The sequence below is a fragment of the Acidovorax sp. Leaf78 genome, from assembly GCF_001422735.1.
In the GTDB taxonomy this organism is placed as follows: Bacteria; Pseudomonadota; Gammaproteobacteria; order Burkholderiales; family Burkholderiaceae_C; genus Acidovorax.
This window is the reverse complement of the sequence record NZ_LMLZ01000022.1, coordinates 127,137-143,884: the sequence shown is the minus strand read 5'-3', so window position 1 is coordinate 143,884 and position 16,748 is coordinate 127,137. Positions and strand designations below refer to the sequence as shown.

Below are 16,748 nucleotides of genomic sequence, written 5' to 3'. Positions count from 1 at the left end.
GCTCTGGCTGAACTCGCTCACTCTCACTCTTCGGCGGCGGTGGCGGCCGAGGCTCTGGGCACCGAGGCGGCCAGCAATGCCACGCCCAGGTCTTCGCGCACCTTGTTCTCGATCTCGCGGGCGAGGTCGGGGTTTTCGCGCAGGAACTCGCGGGCGTTGTCGCGGCCCTGGCCGATCTTCTCGCCCTTGTAGGCATACCAGGCGCCCGACTTCTCCACGATCTTGGCCGTCACGCCCATGTCGATGATCTCGCCTTCGCGGCTGATGCCCTCGCCGAAGAGGATGTCGAACTCGGCCGTCTTGAAGGGCGGGCTCACCTTGTTCTTGACCACCTTGACCTTGGTTTCGTTGCCGATGGCTTCGTCACCCTTCTTGATGGTGCCGGTGCGGCGGATATCCAGGCGCACGGAGGCATAGAACTTGAGCGCATTGCCGCCGGTGGTGGTTTCGGGGCTGCCGAACATCACGCCGATCTTCATGCGGATCTGGTTGATGAAGATGACCATGCAATTGGTCTTCTTGATCGTGGCCGTGAGCTTGCGCAGCGCCTGGCTCATCAGGCGGGCCTGCAGGCCGGGCAGCGAGTCGCCCATTTCGCCTTCGATTTCGGCCTTGGGCGTGAGGGCCGCGACCGAGTCGATGACGATCAGGTCCACGGCGCCCGAGCGCACCAGGCTGTCCACGATTTCCAGGGCCTGCTCGCCGGTATCAGGCTGGCTGATGAGCAGGTCGGGCACGTGCACACCCAGCTTCTGGGCGTACTGGATGTCCAGCGCGTGCTCGGCGTCGACGAAGGCGCAGGTGCCGCCCTGCTTTTGCATCTCGGAGATGACCTGCAGCGTGAGCGTGGTCTTGCCCGACGATTCCGGGCCGTAGATCTCGACCACCCGGCCGCGGGGCAGGCCGCCCACGCCCAGGGCCACGTCCAGGCCCAGCGAGCCGGTGGACACCACCTGGATGTCTTCGATCACCTCGCCTTCGCCCAGGCGCATGATGGTGCCCTTGCCGAACTGTTTCTCGATCTGGGCGAGCGCGGCGGCCAGCGCCTTGGCTTTTTCAGTGTTTGCGGGGTTGGTGCCTTTGACTGCGACGTCCATGAGAAACTCCTAGGAAAAACAACAGGTTGGATGCTTTCATCCTTTCTGCGGTTAACCACAGGCTGGATGCTTGAACAGTAGTTTATGCGACCTGTTTGGTCATTTCCTAACGGTATTTAGTCAGTTTGCCTGACAATATCTCATGGCCGAAAGTACCCCGCCCAGCACCCCGCAGCACACCTCCTCGCCCCGTGTGGACGACGGCTGGCGCCAGACCCACCTGGGCCGTCTGCTGGGCCATGCGATGCGCCGCTTCGATGCACGGGTGCTGCAACTCATGGCGCGCAATGTGGAGGTGCCGCTGGCGCTGTCCAACCTGGCGGCACGCGACCAGGTGACGGCCGCGCATGTGCACATCACCCGCCATCTGGCGCTCTCGGGCGACCGGCTGACCGACCTGGCCCAGCGTGCCGGCATGACCAAGCAGGCCATGGCCAACCTGGTGGACCAGTGCGAGGCCTGGGGCCTGGTCACCCGCCAGGCCGACCCGCTGGACGCCCGTGCCCGGCGCGTGTGCTTTACCGCTACCGGGCTGGCCTGGGTGCAGGCCTTTCGCGACGCGGTGGCGCAGGCGGAGGCGGAGTTCCGCGCCGAGGTGGGCAACGACGTGGCCACGGTGGTGGCCATCGGCCTGGAAGCCTATGCGAGTGGTGATGCGGAGTGGTTGGGCGCAGGCCGTCGCGAGTAGATCAACCGGCGGAAGAGGCCAGCACGACTAGCGAGGCCAGCAAAGGCCAGCAAAGGCCTGCAACAGGGACAGGACCCATGTTTCAGCGCCGCGAGCAAGCCGCGTCCCATGGGGCGCAGCCATCTGGTGTCAGCTCCCAGCGTCGCTACGAAGCCTTGCTGCCCGCGACCTGCGCCTCGGCCCGCGCAGCCACCCCCAGTTGCATGGCATCCAGCTGCAGCGCCCGCAGTGTGCGTGCTGCCACGCCCAGCGGCATGTCGGCCACCAGCGCCACCACATGCGCGCCGCGCAGCGGGCCGGACTGCGATTTGCGCGACCGGGCCAGGGCCTGCATCAGCTCCTGGCCTGAGGGCTGGGCCTGGTAGAGGCTGGGTCTGTCTGCGCTGGTGGCGGTGGCGCCGGGCAACGGTGCGTCCAGCCCCAGGCCTTGCAGTGCGTCGCGGTACTGCTGCTCGATGGCGCCCGGCACGGCTGCGGGGTCTGCGCCCACGCGCTCGAAAGCGCGGCGCGCCGAGCCGTCCGGCAGGTCGAGCGCCGCCAGCAGGAAGTGCTCGGCGCCGGGCGCGCTCTGACCCTGGGTGCGGGCATGGTTCTCGGCGCCGGTGCACAGCTGCCGCAGCGTGCGCATGCTCTCAAAACGGTCGCGAATTTGTTGAAACATAGGGGTCACGGCTCCTTGATTCAGGGAGATGGGGGGCGGCCGACCACACCTGCCAGGCGCTTGTGCGCGGCCTGCTTGCTCACGCCCAGCGCCTGCGCAATCTGGGCCCACGACCAGCCTTGCTCCAGGGCTGATGCCACCGCAGCGGTTTCAAGCCGGTCGGCCATCAGGCGCAGGGCCACCACGGCGGCCAGAGCGGCTTCGGGGTTGTCGGGGGACGGAAGTGCGGGTGGCCTGGGCATTCGTCAACTGTAGTTGACGGTTGTTGGTTAGTCAACAAGTGTTGACGATGGGATGGGTGACTGCCCTGGTCAGGAGGATGGCGGAGGGGTTGACGCCGCGCTTTGCGCTGCTGGCACGCCGGGTATCGCACCCAGGGGCTCGGCGCACACCAGCAGCCACTGCAGAAAGCACTGCAGTGCATGCAGCTGCGTGCGGCCTTCGGGGTAGCAGAACCAGTAGCCCATGTCGCTCAGGTAGCCGCCGCGCAAAGGCTCGTCGGCCAGGGGCTCGCGCACCAGCCCGGCGGTGATCTCGTCCTGCACCAGGCAGCGCGGCACCAGCGCCAGCCCCATGCCCGCCATCACCGCGCGGATCATGGTCTGGAACTGGTCGAACTGCGGCCCCGCCAGCGGGTCGATGAGGCCCGCCACCTGATGCGTCTCGCTCCAGCGCAGCCAGGCATCGGGCACCGTCACGTGGCGCAGCAGCGTGTGCTGCGCCACGTCGCGGGGGCTGTTGAGCGGCCAGTCGGCCACGCGGGTGCGCGGGGCGATCAGCGCGACGTCGTTGCCGGTCAGGTAGTGGGCATGCGCGCCGGGCCAGTGGCCTTCACCGAACAGGATGGAGCAGTCGAGCTCGGGCCGCTCGAAGTCGTAGCTGTGCACATAGGGCACGAAGTGCAGCGTGACCTGCGGGTGCTGCTGCTGGAACTGCGGCAGGCGCGGAATGAGCCACTTGGCCCCGAACGTGGGCAGGCTGGACAGGTGCAGCGCACCGCCGCCGTCATCGCTGGTGATCAGCTCCAGCGTGGCGGCCTCCAGCTGCGCCAGCACCGCGCGCACGGCTTTCTCGTAGCGCTCGCCCGCGGGGGTCAGCGACAGGCGCTTGCGGTTGCGCTCGAACAGCGCCACGCCCACCCAGCCCTCCAGCTCCTTGATCTGCTTGCTCACCGCGCTCTGCGTGAGGTGCAGCGCCTCGGCGGCGCGCGAGACCCCGCCGAACCGCGTGACGGTCGAAAACGCCCGCAGCAGGTGCAGGGGCGGTGAAAGGCGGCGCAGGGAGGACATCGTAAGTTCTCACATCATTCCATTCAGGAATGTTATCAGGCATATCCATTGCTTGGTAGTGCCCACCAGTTCATTTAACCTTCAGATTCTTCATAGGAGAAACCCACATGCAACGCCGTCACCTGCTGTCCGCTCTGGCTGCCGTATCTTTCGTTCCTGGAATGTCTATGGCGCAAGAGGGCAAGCCCCTGCGCATCGTCGTGCCCTTCCCGCCCGGGGGCGCCACCGACATCACGGCCCGCAGCCTGCAGGAGTCGCTGGCCCGCATCCTCAAGCAGCCCGTGGTGCTGGACAACCGTGGCGGCGCGGGCGGCTCCATCGGCATGTCCGAAGTGGCGCGCGCCCCGGCCGACGGCCTCACCATCGGCGTGGCGACCCTGTCCACCCACGGCGTGAACCCGGCGGTCTTCAGCAAGCTGCCCTACAACCCCATCAAGGACTTCGTGGGCGTGACCGAGATCGTGAAGGCCCCGGGCGTGATCGTGATCAACCCCACGGTGCTGCCCGTCAAGGACTTTGCCGACCTGGTCAAGTACCTCAAGGCCAACCCCGGCAAGATCTCGTACGCCACCCCCGGCAACGGCACCATCGGCCACATGTGGGGCGAGCTGTTCAAGAGCAGCACCGGCACCGCCATGGTGCACATCCCCTACCGTGGTGCAGGCCCGGCCGTCAACGACGTGCTGGCCGGCCAGGTGGCGGTGTACTTCGACCAGGTGGCCTCGTCGCTGCCGCACATCAAATCCGGCAAGCTCAAGGCCCTGGCCGTGTCGTGGCCCGAGCGCCTGGACGTGCTGCCCGACGTGCCCACCTACGCCGAGCTGGGCTTCAAGCAGGCCAACGAACCCTCGTGGTTCGGCCTGGTGGCCCCTGCCGGCACGCCGCCCGCCGCGGTCGAACGCATTCAGCAGGCCGTCGCCCAGGCGCTGAAGGAGCCCGCAGTGCGCGAGCGCCTGGCCGGCCAGGGGCTGTACCCCTCGGGCACCACGTCCAAGGACTTCACCGCGCAGATCGGCCGCGAGATCGACAAGATGAAGCGCGTGGCCGCATACGCCAAGATCGCGCTGGACTGACTCGCCCTGAACTGATACCCCCGGGTGGCCTTGTTCCGCAGGTGCAAGGCCCCCACCTGGGCAGGGTGCTGTCCCTGCCCGGCCGTTAGCCGGATGCCATGGCGCCTGAGGGATAACCATGGCCCTATTCCGGTCTGGGAGGCTAGGCCAGCCGCCCCCATTTGCGCACACTCTGCCTATGCATGCAGCCTTGAAACTCATCCACCACCGATTCCAGCAGGCCCAGCCCGGGCTGACCGGTTCGCCCGGGCACCCATCGCCCGCTCCCGCCGCAGCTACCGCTGCCGCCATGGTGACCGCCGTGCCCGGCAGCACGCCGCTGGTGCTCGACTCACCGCACAGCGGCACCCAGTACCCGGCCGACTTCGGCTCGGCGTGCGACCTGCCCACGCTGCGCCGTGCCGAGGACACGCACGTCGAGAAGATCTACGCCTTTGCCCCCGCCCTGGGCGTGGCCTGGGTCGAAGCGCACTTTCCGCGCATCTACCTCGACGCCAACCGCGACACCACCGAGCTCGACACGTCGCTGCTCGACGGCGCATGGACCGACCCCATCTCCACCGACCCGCAGGTGCTCAGCAAGGTGCGCCTGGGCAAGGGCCTGGTGTGGAAGTTCACCGACGAGGGCGAGCCCATCTACAAGCGCCTGCTCACCGTCGATGAAGTGCGCGCGCGCATCGAGCGCTGCTGGCGCCCCTACCACGCCGCCGTGGCGCAGGCCATCCAGGCCGCCCATGCGCGGCACGGCTACAGCATCCACCTCAACTGCCACTCGATGCCCGCCGTGGCCGGCCGCTTTGCGACCGAGTTCCCGGGCCTGGAGCATGCCGATTTCGTGGTCGGCGACCGCGACGGCACCACCGCCAGCCCGGCGCTGTCCGCACTGATCTGCGACCACCTGCGCGCGTGCGGCTACAGCGTGGAATACAACCACCCCTACAAGGGCGTGGAGCTGGTGCGCCGCTACGGCAATCCCGCGCAGAACCGCCACAGCATCCAGGTCGAGATCAACCGCAAGCTCTACATGGACGAGCGCACGCTCGCCCAGCACCCCGAGGGCATGGCACGGCTGCAGGCCGACCTGCAGACCCTGGTGCACAAGCTGCTGGCGCACGACCCGCGCTGACGGCGGCACCCGCCCCGCAGACCAAGCAGGCTCTGCACCGCACGGCCTGCGCCTGCCCAGCGGTGGGCGATGGATGGGTCGGCAGGGGGGCTCCGGTTTGCGCCTGCGGCTGCGCCCGCGCCGCCTAGAATCGGCAGCAGGCGCGGCGCCAGACCGTAGCCATCCACCAGGAGACACCCGCATGCGCATCCTCATTGCCGAAGACGACCAGGTGCTCGCCGACGGGCTGCTGCGCACGCTGCGGGGATCGGGCGCCGTGGTGGACCACGTGGCCAGCGGCACCGAGGCCGACGCGGCCCTGCTCACCAACAACGAATTCGACCTGCTCATCCTCGACCTGGGCCTGCCCAAGCTGCACGGCCTGGAAGTGCTCAAGAAGCTGCGCAGCCGGGGCTCGGCGCTGCCGGTGCTCATCCTCACCGCCGCCGACAGCGTGGAAGAGCGCGTGAAGGGCCTGGACTTCGGGGCCGACGATTACATGGCCAAGCCGTTTTCGCTGCAGGAGCTCGAAGCCCGCGTGCGGGCCCTCACGCGCCGTGGCATGGGCGGCACCAGCAGCGCCATCAAGCACGGCCCCTTGGTGTACGACCAGGCCGGCCGCGTGGCCACCATCGACGGCAAGATGATCGAGCTGTCTGCCCGCGAGCTGGGCCTGCTGGAGGTGCTGCTGCAGCGCGCCGGCCGGCTGGTGAGCAAGGAGCAACTGGTGGAGCGCCTGTGCGAATGGGGCGAAGAGGTCAGCAACAACGCCATCGAGGTCTACATCCACCGCCTGCGCAAGAAGATCGAAGGGGGGCCCATCCGCATTGCCACGGTGCGCGGCCTGGGCTACTGCCTTGAGAAAATCCCGGGATAGGAAACCCCCCTGAGTCGCTGCGCGCCTTCCCCCGCAGGGGGACGCACCCGGTGGCCTGGCGGAGCCAGTTCCACGGGTGCACTGGCCTGGAGCACGCCAGTTTTGACGGCAGCGGTGCTAGTGTGACGTCTGAGTTATTTGCAATAAAAATGATAGCTGCTGGCGCTTGATGGACAAGCGGTAGCGGCCCAAAAGGCTTGAAACCTTGAAAATCTTCCAGCGAGAGCAGCGCTCCCTCTTCGGCGAGATCCTCGACTGGATGCTCACGCCGCTGCTGCTGCTGTGGCCCGTCAGCCTGGCGCTGACCTGGCTCGTGGCCCAGGGCCTGGCCAACAAGCCGTTCGACCGGGCGCTCGAATACAACGCCCATGCGCTGGCCCAACTGGTGTCGGTGTCCGGCGGCAAGGTGCAGTTCAACCTGCCGCAGCCCGCCAGCGAGATTTTGCGGGCCGACGACTCCGACATCGTCTACTACCAGGTCATCGCTCCGGGCGGCGAGTTCCTGTCGGGCGAGCGCGAGCTGCCCGAGCCGGCGGGCGACGAAGTCCCCCAATCCGGCGAGGTGCGCCTGCGCGATGCCGAGATGCGCGGCATCGAGATCCGCGTGGCCTACATCTGGGTGCGCCTGCCGCTCGAAGGCACGCCCCTGGCCCTGGTGCAGGTGGCCGAGACGCGGGAAAAGCGCAGCGTGCTTGCCACCGAAATCATCAAGGGTGTGATGCTGCCGCAGTTCGTCATCCTGCCGCTGGCGGTGCTGCTGGTGTGGCTGGCGCTGGCGCGCGGCATCCAGCCGCTCAACCAGCTGGAGCAGCGCATCCGCGCACGCAACCCCGACGACCTGTCGCCGCTGGACGACCGCACCGTGCCGCTCGAAGTCGCGCCGCTGGTCTCGTCGGTGAACGACCTGCTGCAGCGCCTGAACGACTCGCTGGCCACGCAAAAGCGCTTTCTGGCCGACGCGGCGCACCAGCTCAAGACCCCCCTTGCAGGCCTGCGCATGCAGGCCGACTTGGCCCAGCGCGAGGGCACCAGCACCGAAGAGCTCAAGCGCTCGCTGCAGCAGATCGGGCGCTCCAGCATCCGCGCCACGCACACCGTCAACCAACTGCTGGCCCTGGCGCGTGCCGAGGGCAGCGGCGTGGGGATTGCGCGCCAGCCCTGCGACCTGGCGCGGCTCGTGATCGAGGTGGTGCGCGACTCGGTGCCCCGCGCGCTCGACAAGCGCATCGACCTGGGCTACGACGGCGCCGAGCCCGGCTCGCCCGGCGTGCTGCTGGATGGCAATCCCACGCTGCTGAAAGAGCTGGTGCGCAACCTGCTCGACAACGCCATCAACTACACGCCGTCCACGCCCGCCAAGCCCGGCGTGGTCACCGCCCGCGTGCTGGCCGACACCTTCGGCCACGTGCTGCTGCTGCAGGTCGAAGACTCCGGCCCCGGCGTTCCCGAGGCCGAGCGCGAACTGGTGTTCCAGCCGTTCTACCGCGCCCTGGGCAGCGAGGCCGACGGCTCGGGCCTGGGCCTGCCCATCGTGCTGGAGATCGCGCGCAAGCACGGCGCCGAGGTCACGCTGGAAGACGCGCGCCCCGGCCACCACCCGCCCGGCGCGTGCTTCAGCGTGCGGTTTGCGGCGCGGGACGCGGTGGCGGGGGGCTGACGGCGTGCCCGGCGCCCGTTGACTGTCAACTGAACGGGACATCACTGCAGCGCTTTGCATCGCACTGCATCGCGCCCATCCGCCGCACACCCAGCCCCGTAGCCGCACATTCCACCGCGGAATGTAATGAGGCCCAAACATCGTTAGCCAGCGCGGCATCGCCTGCCCAGAATGGGCCGCAGCACATGCCGCGAGGCGAGGACCCCACGATGCCCACCACTACCAGCCGGCGCAAGCTGCTGATCTCCACCGCCGCAGCCTGCCTGGGCGGCCCACTCCAGGGGCTTGCCTACGGGCAGGGACAGCCGGCTTCGGCCGGAAGCGCACCGCAGGCCCGGCCCAGCCAGCCAGTGCGGCTGCTGGTGCCCTTTGCCGGAGGCGGCGCCACCGACATCACCGCGCGCGTGCTGGCGGGGCCGCTGTCGCAGTGGCTGGGCGTGCCGGTGGTGGTGGAGAACCGCCCCGGCGCGGGCGGCGCCACCTGCATGGCCGAGGTGGCCGCTGCCGCACCCGACGGCACCACACTGGGCGTGGCCACGCTGTCCACGCATGGCGTGAACCCCGCGGTCTACAAACAGCTGCCGTACAACGCGCTCGACGGCTTCACCCCCATCACCGAGATCGTCAAGGCCCCGGGCGTGCTGGTGGTGCACCCCGGCCTGCCGGTGCGCGACTTTGCGCAGTTCGTGCAGCACCTGAAGGCACGGCCCGGCCAGCTGGCTTATGCATCGCCGGGCAACGGCACCATCGGGCACATGTGGGGCGAGCTGCTCAAGAGCAGCGCCAATGTGCGCATGACCCACCTGCCCCAGGCCGGCGCCACGGCCGCGCTGGCCGAGGTGCTGGCGGGCCGAGTGCCGGTGTACTTCGACCAGGTGGCGTCGTCGCTGCCGCACATCCAGGCGGGCCGCCTGCGGGCGCTGGCCGTGTCGTGGAACCAGCGCCTGGCCGTGCTGCCCCAGGTGCCCACCTACGCCGAGCTGAGCCTGTTCTCCAACAACGACCCGTCATGGTTCGGCCTGGTGGCCCCCGCCGGCATGCCGACCGCCGCGGCGCGCCGGCTGCGCGATGGCGTGGCCGCCGTGCTCAAAGACCCCGGCGTGCTGGCGCGCCTGGCCGAGCAGGGCCTGTTCGCATCCGGCAGCCTGCCCGACGAGTTTGCCGCGCAGATCCGCAAGGAGGTGGAGAAGATGCGCCGCGTGAGCCGGTTTGCGCGGATCACGCTGGATTGAAGAGGGGGGCTGCCGCGTCCACCGCCGCAGGCAGGCAGGCAACGCATCGCCTGCGGTGTTTGCCTGGGGTGCCAAGTCGGTGGATTGCAGCGCGCCGCGGTCTGTCTCTGCACAACCCCGATGCATCCGGCAAAGGCGCGTAGCCTCAAGGATCTGAATGCTTTGAGCCTCTACCGCTGGTTGGGCAAGCGCTAAGAGCTATATTTTTTATAGCAACGAGCAACGAGCAACGAGCAACGAGCAACGAGCAACGAGCAACGAGCAACGAGCAACGAGCAACGGGCCTAGCCGCAGTTGCGCAGCGTCTTGCCCGCCATGGCCGTGCGCAGCACCTCCAGCTGCGGGCGCAGCGCGTCGGTCACTGCGGGCAGGCGCAGGGTGAAGCCGGCGGTGTCCGGCCGCTCCTGGATCACGCGCGCGGTGCGCACGCCCTTGGTGGCCAGGTTGGCCAGTTCGCGCTCGGCGGCGTCCTTGGAGGCAAAGCGGCCGAGCGACAAACCCAGCTCCAGCGTGCCGCCCGCGCGGTCGTGCTCCACCTTGCGGGCGCGCAGCTCGGCGCGCTTGCGGTCCAGCGTCTCCTGGTCTTCGAAGCGGCCCATGTAGACCATCCAGCGGCCCGGCACGGGCGTGGGGTCGATCACCCAGCTGCCTTGCGGCAGGTTGGCGGCGGCAGTGCGCAGCGCCTCGACCTGGCGTTCGTCGAACACGCCGGCCTGCAGGCATTCGGCGGATTCGGTGGGGGTGGGGGGAGGGGAAGACGAAGAGGCGGCATCGCTGGACGCCGTGGCCGTGCCAGACGAAGAGCCGGGGGTGGCCGGGGCCGCCGAAGAGGAGGGTGAGGTACCAGAGGAGGACGACGGGGACGTCTTGCCCGGGTTCACGCGCAGAATCTGCAGCGTCTCGGGCCGGATCTGCTGGTCCATGCGCTGGGGCTCCGCCTGCTCCTCCGGAGCCAGCCCCCAGCTCTTGAGCAGCCCTTGCGACCACGCGTAGTACCCCGCGTTGGCCAACAGCAGCACGATCACGGCAAGTCGCAGCATGGTGTCCTTTCAGTCGCGGTGTCCGACCAGCGTAGGTCCAACGCACCTGCCGTAAAAACTGGCGCTACCCCCGCCAGCGCCACCGTGGAGCCGGCTTTGCCGGGCCAGGGGTGGCGTCCCCCTGTGGGGGATGACGCGAAGCGGCTCAGGGGGAATCTCATGCCACCGGCCGCACACTGATCTCGGAACTGGTGATCGCCTGCATGCCCGCGTCCGTGTGCACCAGCAGCGCGCCGTCCTCGCCCACGCCGTGCGCAGTGCCCGCCGTGCCGTCGCTCAGTGTCACCGCGCGGCCTTGCAGCACGTCGCGCGCCGCAAAGCGGGGCTGCATGGGGCCGAAGCCGTAGCCTTCGAACGAGCGCAGCAGGCTCACCAGCGGCGGCACGATGCGCAGCAGCGCGGCGGGTGCATCCAGGCCCGGCTCCACGTCCTGCAGGCTGCCGGGCGGCATGCTCATGCCGTCGCCGCTGCGCGGCAGCACGTTGATGCCGATGCCCACCACCACGTAGCGCTGGTAGCGCTGGGTGTGGGGCAGCCCGCCAGCGGCGGGCGCCGCGCCCTGCGGCGAGACGAAGCTGGCCGTCTCGACCAGGATGCCGCCCAGCTTGCGGTCGCCGCCCGCGCCGCCCAGCCACAAGTCGTTGGGCCACTTCAGGCCCACGCGGGCAGGGTGGGCCGCGCCGACGGACGGCAGCACGGGCTGCAGGCTCTCGGCCACGCTCACACCCACCGCCAGCGACAAACCCGACCAGTCGGCCGGCGCCAATGGCAAGCCCAAAGACATCATCAAAGACGATCCGATATCGCTCTGCCAGGCCCGCCCCATGCGGCCACGGCCGGCGGTCTGCTGCTCGGCCACGAGCAGCGTGGGGTCGCACTGGCCGGCGCGTGCGCGACGCATCAGTTCGGTGTTGGTCGAATCGATGCTGGGCAGCACCTCGACGGTAAAACCGGGTAACAACGGTGACACCGCTTCCCACACGGCCTCTGCGGGCCAGCGGATGGGCGCGGTCACGCGCGGCGGCCCTGGGCGGTCTTCGCCTGGGGCTGGGCCGGCTTCACGGCCTTGGAGGGTTTTGCCGTCTGGGGGGGCTTTGCGGTCTTGGCCGCTTTGATGGGCTTGGCGGGCTTGGCGGCTTCTGCGGCCTGGCTGGCCTTCGCGTTCGCTTTCACCGCCTTGGCGGTTTTGGCTGCTTTCGCCGGGCTGCGCGGCACCGGCGGTGCCCAGCCGCGCTTGGGCGCCAGCAGTGTGCCGCGGCAGTTGGCGTTGCCGCACCAGCAGGGGTATTCGGCCTTGAGCTTAGGGGTGTAGCGCTCTTCGATGATCAGGCCGTAGTCGTAGTTGAGCTCTTCGCCTCCCTTGATATTGCGCAGCGCCGTGATGAAAATGCGGCCGTCCCGTTCGTCGGCGTAGCAGTTGGGGTTGCAGCTGTGGTTGATCCAGCGCGACGAATTGCCGCCGAACTTTGCGTCGATCACGCGGTCTTCATCCACATGGAAGTAAAACGTGTGGTTCGGTTGCAGCGGGTCGTGGGGGTGGCGGTCCTGCGCCTCCTGCCAGCTGATGACCTCGCCGGTGTACTCCACCAGCACCTCACCCTCGGCGATGTCCTGCACGGCAAACACGCCGTTGCCGTGCACTGCCGAGTGCCGGGTCTGGATGCGGCGGCCCGGTGCGACGACAGGGGTGGAGGGCGATGCAAAGCGGGGCATGGCAAAAACTCTGTTAACTTGATAGTGCACACGTGTGTGCGTGCGCGTACATGTATGCGTACGTACATGCGCGCGAAACCCGAATTGTAGAAGCGCCCGGGCCGGACCCGGTCGCTTGGCCCCCAGAACGCAGAACGAACGACGACAGGCAAGAGCCCCCCAAAAAATGACCAAGACCCTGGTAATTGCAGAGAAACCCTCCGTGGCACAGGACATCGTGCGCGCCCTCACGCCCGTGGCGGGCAAGTTCGACAAGCACGACGACCACTTCGAGAACGACCGCTACGTGGTCACCAGCGCCGTGGGCCACCTGGTCGAGATCCAGGCGCCCGAGGAGTTCGACGTCAAGCGCGGCAAGTGGAGCTTTGCCCACCTGCCCGTGATCCCGCCGTACTTTGACTTGAAGCCCGTGGACAAGACCAAGACGCGCCTGAACGCGGTGGTCAAGCAGGCCAAGCGCAAGGACGTCACGCAACTCATCAACGCCTGTGACGCGGGCCGCGAGGGCGAGCTGATCTTCCGCCTGATCGAGCAGTACGCCGGCGGCGCCAAGCCCCTGGGCAAGCCCGTCAAGCGCCTGTGGCTGCAGTCCATGACGCCGCAGGCCATCCGCGACGGCTTCGACGCGCTGCGCACCGAGCAGCAGATGGCGGGCCTGGCCAGCGCCGCCCGCAGCCGCAGCGAGGCCGACTGGCTGGTGGGCATCAACGGCACCCGCGCCATGACCGCGTTCAACTCGCGCGACGGCGGGTTCTTCCTGACCACCGTGGGCCGAGTGCAGACGCCCACGCTGTCGCTGGTGGTGGAGCGCGAAGAAAAGATCCGCAAGTTCGTGAGCCGCGACTACTGGGAAATCCACGCCACCTTCGGCGCCGAAGCGGGCGAGTACCCCGCCAAGTGGTTCGACCCCAAGTGGAAGAAGGGCGAGGATGTGGAAATGCGCGCGGACCGCGTCTGGTCCGCCGCCGAGGCCACGGCTATTGCCAACGCCGTGCGCGGCCAGCAGGCCACGGTCACCGAAGAGAGCAAGCCCACCACGCAAGCGTCGCCCCTGCTGTTCGATTTGACCAGCCTGCAGCGCGAGGCCAACGGCAAGTTCGGCTTCTCGGCCAAGACCACGCTGGCGCTGGCGCAAAGCCTGTACGAGCGCCACAAGGCCCTGACCTACCCGCGGACCGACTCGCGCGCGCTGCCCGAGGACTACCTGCCGGTGGCCAAGCAGACCTTCGAGATGCTGGCCGACAGCGGCATGCGGCATCTGGCGCCGCACGCGCTCACCGCGCTGAACAACAACTACGTGCGCCCGTCCAAGCGCATCTTCGACAACAGCAAGGTCAGCGATCACTTTGCCATCATCCCCACGCTGCAGGCACCGAGCGGCCTGTCCGAAGCCGAGCAAAAGCTGTACGACCTGGTCGTGCGCCGCTTCATGGCGGTGTTCTTCCCCAGTGCTGAATACACCGTCACCACGCGTATTTCCACCGTCGCACCGCACAGCTTCAAGACCGAAGGCAAGGTGCTGGTCAAGCCGGGCTGGCTGGCCATCTACGGCAAGGAAGCGGCCGACGAGGTCGAAGGCGGCAAGGAGGGCGACAAGGGCCAGAATCTCGTGCCCGTCAAACCCGGCGAAAGCGTGAACACCGTCGCCGTGGACCCGAAGGGCCTCAAGACCAAGCCCCCCGCCCGCTACTCCGAAGCCACGCTGCTGGGCGCCATGGAAAGCGCCGGCAAGCAGATCGACGACGAAGAGCTGCGCTCTGCCATGCAGGAAAAAGGCCTGGGCACACCAGCCACCCGCGCGGCCATCATCGAAGGCCTGCTGACCGAAAAGTACATGCTGCGCGAAGGCCGCGAGATCATCCCCACGGCCAAGGCCTTCCAGCTCATGACGCTGCTTCGCGGCCTGGAGGTCGAAGAACTCTGCCGCGCCGACCTGACCGGCGAATGGGAGTTCAAGCTCTCGCAGATGGAAAAGGGCCAGCTCAGCCGCGAATCCTTCATGGCCGAGATCGCCGCCATGACCGAGCGCATGGTCAAGAAGGCCAAGGAATACGACCGCGACACCATCCCCGGCGACTACGCCACGCTCGAATCGCCCTGCCCCAACTGCGGCGGCACGGTCAAAGAAAACTACCGCCGCTTTGCCTGCGTGGGCAAGCCGGGTGCGGAAGGCTGCGGCTTCAGCTTCGGCAAGTCGCCCGCGGGCCGCACCTTCGAGACGGCCGAGGCCAACGCGCTGCTGCGCGACAAGAAGATCGGCCCGCTGGAGGGCTTTCGCTCCAAGGCGGGCTGGCCCTTCACGTCCGAGATCGTCATCAAGTACGACGACGAGGCGCACAACTACAAGCTCGAATTCGACTTCGGCGACGACAAGAAGGGCGAGGAGTCCGGCGAGCTGGTGGAGTTTGAAGACGCATCGCTCGGCCCCTGCCCCATCTGCGGATCGGAAGTGCACGAGCACGGCAGCAACTACGTCTGCAGCAAGGCCGTGCCCACCGCCGCGCAGCCCACGCCGAGCTGCACCTTCAAGAGCGGCAAGATCATCCTGCAGCAGCCCGTGGAGCGCGAGCAGATGACCAAGCTGCTGGACACCGGCAAGACCGACCTGCTCGACAAGTTCGTGAGCATGCGCACCCGCCGCGCCTTCAAGGCCCACCTGGCCTGGGACAAGGACGCGGGCAAGGTCAACTTCGAGTTCGCACCGAGCAAGTTCCCGCCGCGCCCCGGCGCTGTCGCCAAGGCTGCCGCGGCCAAGGCCGCCAAGCCCGGCGCCGCCGCCAAGAAAACCGCCAAGCCCGCAGCCGCCAAGAAGGCCCCGGCCACCAAGACCGCCGCCGCCAAGGCACCGCGCAAGGCCGCCGCCGGCAAGGCCCCCAGCGCCGCCCTGGCCGCCGTGATCGGCACCGAGCCCGTGGCCCGCCCGGAGGCCGTCAAGAAGCTGTGGGAATACATCAAGGCCCACAACCTGCAGGACCCCAAGGACAAGCGCACCATCGTCGCCGACGACAAGCTGCGCGCCGTGTTCGGCAAGGACAGCGCCGGCATGTTCGAGCTGGCGGGTATCCTGGGCAACCACCTCGGAGGCGAATGATGACCCCTGAAGCTGAACGCACAACGTCGCGGGCAGGCCGCGTCTGGCGCGCCGCCCTCACCACGCTCGGGGCCGTCGTGGTCGTCGGCGCGCTGGGTGGCTGCGGCAGCACCTCAGGCTCTGCGCGCTCTAGCGACCCCGCGAGCCAGCAGCAGGGCGGCAGCGGCGTGACCGTGTTCGGCGACATCGACGCGAACGTGACGCGGGAGCGCACGCGCTGAGGTATCGAGGTGCGAAGGCATGTGGTGGTGAGGCGGTGAGGTGCCGAGGTGTGCGTGTTGCTCAACGTCGCTCGCGTCCATTCGGCGCCGCAGTGGCCACCGCACGCAGTCGGCCTGCCAGCAGCGCATCGCGTCACCAGCCTGGCCGGCACAGGTAGTCACAGCCCACCTGCCGCCATGGAAATATTGAGGTGATGGGCGAGCCCGCACTGTCCCTGCAGATCGCCACCACGGTCCACCACCGCATCCACACCGTCACGGTGCGCATGGACTCGGTGGGCTGGGTGGTGTCGGGCACCAAGCACCTGGTCACGCCCGGCGGCGGGCACCGCTACCCCAGCGGCCGCGTGTTTGTACTGCCGCGTGGCGCGCAGTGGGAGGTCGTCAACGACCCTGCACCCCAAGGCCGCTATGTCGCGCGCCTGCTGTGTTTTGCGCCCGAGCTGGTGGCGCAGTTCCACCGGCAGTTCGGCCAGTTTGCCGCGGTGGCCCCGGTGCAGGGCTGCGCAGGCCTGGCTGCCGATGCAGCGTTCGAAGACAGCTACATGCGCGCCGTGGCCGCGCTGGAGAGCGACGCCAGTTCGCAGGCGCTGCGCGAACATCGCGCGCTGGAGGTGCTGCTGCTCCTGGCCGAGTTGGGCATCGTCTTCGCTCCCCCCGGCGAACTGGGCTGGGCCGAACGCGTGCGGCGCCTGGTGGGCCCGAGCCCCCAGGCCGACTGGACGCTCGAGCGCATCGCCGCGGCCTTCGCCATCAGCCCCAGCACCCTGCAGCGCCGCCTGGCGCATGAGGGCGACACCGTGAGCCAGTGCCTGCGCGACGTGCGGCTGGAGACGGCGCTGGTGCTGCTGCAAAGCTCCACGCTGCAGGTCTCCGAGATCGCAGGCCGCTGCGGGTACGAATCGCACAGCCGCTTCAGCGCCGCGTTCCGCGAACGCTTCGGCTTCTCGCCATCGCAACTGCGGCCGTGATGCGTCGGCTGTGCCGATCTGCGGGCAAACGAC

Annotated in this window: 16 protein-coding genes; 9 read left to right on the top strand and 7 right to left on the bottom strand. The window is 68.4% G+C overall.

The genetic code is table 11. The annotated features are described in order from the left end of the window. Nucleotides 1-23: 23 nt before the first annotated feature. A complete protein-coding gene (gene recA / locus ASF16_RS19275) occupies nt 24-1,097 on the bottom strand; it encodes a recombinase RecA (protein ID WP_056171183.1) in 1,074 nt (357 codons plus the stop codon). A 142-nt stretch (nt 1,098-1,239) separates the two neighbouring features. On the opposite strand from recA, the gene ASF16_RS19270 reads away from it, so the two are divergent. Next, the gene (locus ASF16_RS19270; RefSeq protein ID WP_056171179.1) at nt 1,240-1,785 is read left to right on the top strand and encodes a MarR family winged helix-turn-helix transcriptional regulator; all 546 of its coding nucleotides are present in this window, start codon (nt 1,240-1,242) and stop codon (nt 1,783-1,785) included. Between the two features lie 145 nt (nt 1,786-1,930). Here ASF16_RS19270 and ASF16_RS19265 read toward each other — a convergent pair whose 3' ends face one another. The 3 genes from ASF16_RS19265 to ASF16_RS19255 form a co-directional block, all read right to left on the bottom strand. Further along, nucleotides 1,931-2,446 carry a Clp protease N-terminal domain-containing protein gene (locus ASF16_RS19265; protein ID WP_056171176.1) on the bottom strand — a complete coding sequence of 172 codons (516 nt, stop codon included), beginning with the start codon at nt 2,444-2,446 and terminating at the stop codon, nt 1,931-1,933. Between the two features lie 20 nt (nt 2,447-2,466). Next, the gene (locus ASF16_RS19260) at nt 2,467-2,688 is read right to left on the bottom strand and encodes a helix-turn-helix domain-containing protein (RefSeq protein ID WP_056171174.1); all 222 of its coding nucleotides are present in this window, start codon (nt 2,686-2,688) and stop codon (nt 2,467-2,469) included. A gap of 69 nt (nt 2,689-2,757) precedes the next feature. Then, nucleotides 2,758-3,735, bottom strand: a complete 978-nt coding sequence (locus tag ASF16_RS19255) for a LysR substrate-binding domain-containing protein (RefSeq protein WP_056171172.1) — start codon at nt 3,733-3,735, stop codon at nt 2,758-2,760. Between the two features lie 107 nt (nt 3,736-3,842). On the opposite strand from ASF16_RS19255, the gene ASF16_RS19250 reads away from it, so the two are divergent. The 5 genes from ASF16_RS19250 (at nt 3,843) to ASF16_RS19230 (ending at nt 9,679) form a co-directional block, all read left to right on the top strand. Beyond that, on the top strand, nt 3,843-4,808 hold the full coding sequence (locus tag ASF16_RS19250; RefSeq protein ID WP_056171169.1) for a tripartite tricarboxylate transporter substrate binding protein BugE: 966 nt from the start codon (nt 3,843-3,845) through the stop codon (nt 4,806-4,808). A gap of 178 nt (nt 4,809-4,986) precedes the next feature. After that, nucleotides 4,987-5,934 (top strand): N-formylglutamate amidohydrolase, encoded by a 948-nt coding sequence (locus ASF16_RS19245; RefSeq protein ID WP_056171167.1) that lies wholly within the window; start codon nt 4,987-4,989, stop codon nt 5,932-5,934. Between the two features lie 181 nt (nt 5,935-6,115). Continuing rightward, nucleotides 6,116-6,790 (top strand): response regulator transcription factor, encoded by a 675-nt coding sequence (locus ASF16_RS19240; protein WP_056171164.1) that lies wholly within the window; start codon nt 6,116-6,118, stop codon nt 6,788-6,790. A 205-nt stretch (nt 6,791-6,995) separates the two neighbouring features. Beyond that, complete coding sequence (locus ASF16_RS19235) at nt 6,996-8,447, top strand: sensor histidine kinase (RefSeq protein WP_056171161.1); 1,452 nt, start codon at nt 6,996-6,998, stop codon at nt 8,445-8,447. A 209-nt stretch (nt 8,448-8,656) separates the two neighbouring features. After that, complete coding sequence (locus ASF16_RS19230; protein WP_056171703.1) at nt 8,657-9,679, top strand: tripartite tricarboxylate transporter substrate-binding protein; 1,023 nt, start codon at nt 8,657-8,659, stop codon at nt 9,677-9,679. Between the two features lie 284 nt (nt 9,680-9,963). Here the strand turns inward: ASF16_RS19230 and ASF16_RS19225 are convergent, their stop codons facing one another. The 3 genes from ASF16_RS19225 to ASF16_RS19215 form a co-directional block, all read right to left on the bottom strand. Next, nucleotides 9,964-10,719 (bottom strand): SPOR domain-containing protein, encoded by a 756-nt coding sequence (locus ASF16_RS19225; protein ID WP_056171157.1) that lies wholly within the window; start codon nt 10,717-10,719, stop codon nt 9,964-9,966. Nucleotides 10,720-10,876: 157 nt separating this feature from the next. Beyond that, nucleotides 10,877-11,734 (bottom strand): biotin--[acetyl-CoA-carboxylase] ligase, encoded by an 858-nt coding sequence (locus ASF16_RS19220; protein WP_056171154.1) that lies wholly within the window; start codon nt 11,732-11,734, stop codon nt 10,877-10,879. After that, a complete protein-coding gene (locus ASF16_RS19215) occupies nt 11,731-12,432 on the bottom strand; it encodes an SET domain-containing protein (RefSeq protein WP_056171151.1) in 702 nt (233 codons plus the stop codon). The genes ASF16_RS19220 and ASF16_RS19215 overlap by 4 nt, the downstream gene beginning before the upstream one ends. 166 nt (nt 12,433-12,598) lie before the next feature. On the opposite strand from ASF16_RS19215, the gene ASF16_RS19210 reads away from it, so the two are divergent. From ASF16_RS19210 to ASF16_RS19200, 3 genes are all read left to right on the top strand, one after another. After that, nucleotides 12,599-15,523 carry a DNA topoisomerase III gene (locus ASF16_RS19210; RefSeq protein WP_056171148.1) on the top strand — a complete coding sequence of 975 codons (2,925 nt, stop codon included), beginning with the start codon at nt 12,599-12,601 and terminating at the stop codon, nt 15,521-15,523. Then, the gene (locus ASF16_RS19205; RefSeq protein WP_156372140.1) at nt 15,523-15,744 is read left to right on the top strand and encodes a hypothetical protein; all 222 of its coding nucleotides are present in this window, start codon (nt 15,523-15,525) and stop codon (nt 15,742-15,744) included. The genes ASF16_RS19210 and ASF16_RS19205 overlap by 1 nt, the downstream gene beginning before the upstream one ends. A 194-nt stretch (nt 15,745-15,938) precedes the next feature. Beyond that, nucleotides 15,939-16,715 (top strand): helix-turn-helix transcriptional regulator, encoded by a 777-nt coding sequence (locus ASF16_RS19200; RefSeq protein ID WP_235507443.1) that lies wholly within the window; start codon nt 15,939-15,941, stop codon nt 16,713-16,715. The last annotated feature ends 33 nt before the right edge of the window (nt 16,716-16,748 follow it).